Origin of the sequence: Clostridium coskatii, from assembly GCF_001675205.1 — a bacterium.
In the GTDB taxonomy this organism is placed as follows: Bacteria; Bacillota; Clostridia; order Clostridiales; family Clostridiaceae; genus Clostridium_B; species Clostridium_B ljungdahlii.
In genome coordinates, this window is record NZ_LROR01000005.1 from 1 (window position 1) to 634 (window position 634).

The 634-nt window shown below is 36.9% G+C and carries 1 pseudogene; it reads right to left on the reverse strand.

The annotated features are described in order from the left end of the window. Positions 1-634 (reverse strand): annotated as a pseudogene (locus tag CLCOS_RS21220) (transposase); the annotation flags it as partial.

Genomic DNA, 634 nt, shown 5'->3' on the forward strand with positions numbered 1-634 from the left:
GCATACTTTTTATATAAGGATTACCTTTGGTTACAGAAGTCTTTTTTTTTACCTGCACTTTCATTATTACCAGGGCTAAGCCCTGCCCAAGAACAAATATGTTCAGCTGTCTTGAAGCAGCTCATGTTTACTCCAATTTCAGCAATAATGGAAGCTGCGGCGGTTTCAGCAATATCTGGAATACTGCATAAAGTTGCTATTGCAGAGGAAAATTGATTTATCTCTGCAATGATTGATGCTTCAACGTCTTTCAGGTGAGAGTTCAAAACATCTAAGTGAGATACTAGCATTTTTAAGAAATTTCTTTGGTGCACAGATAGAGTTCCATTCACTGCAATGAGAATTTCGTCTATCCTTTTGCGTGTCTTTGTTTTTAGGCATTCATTAAGTTGTGATTTATTAATTTGTCCATGATCAATGAGACAGTTTATAATATTTCGTCCGGATGCACCAAATATATCAGAGATAAAGGTGGAAAGTCGAAAACCTGAGCTTTGCAAAAATTTTTCAATTCTATTCTTCTGGGAAGTAATATCGCGAATCACACTTTTGCGGTAACGAGTGAGGTCACGAAACTCTCGAATTTCCTTAGCTGGAATAAAACTACCGTTAAGTAATCCAGCGCGAAGTAATG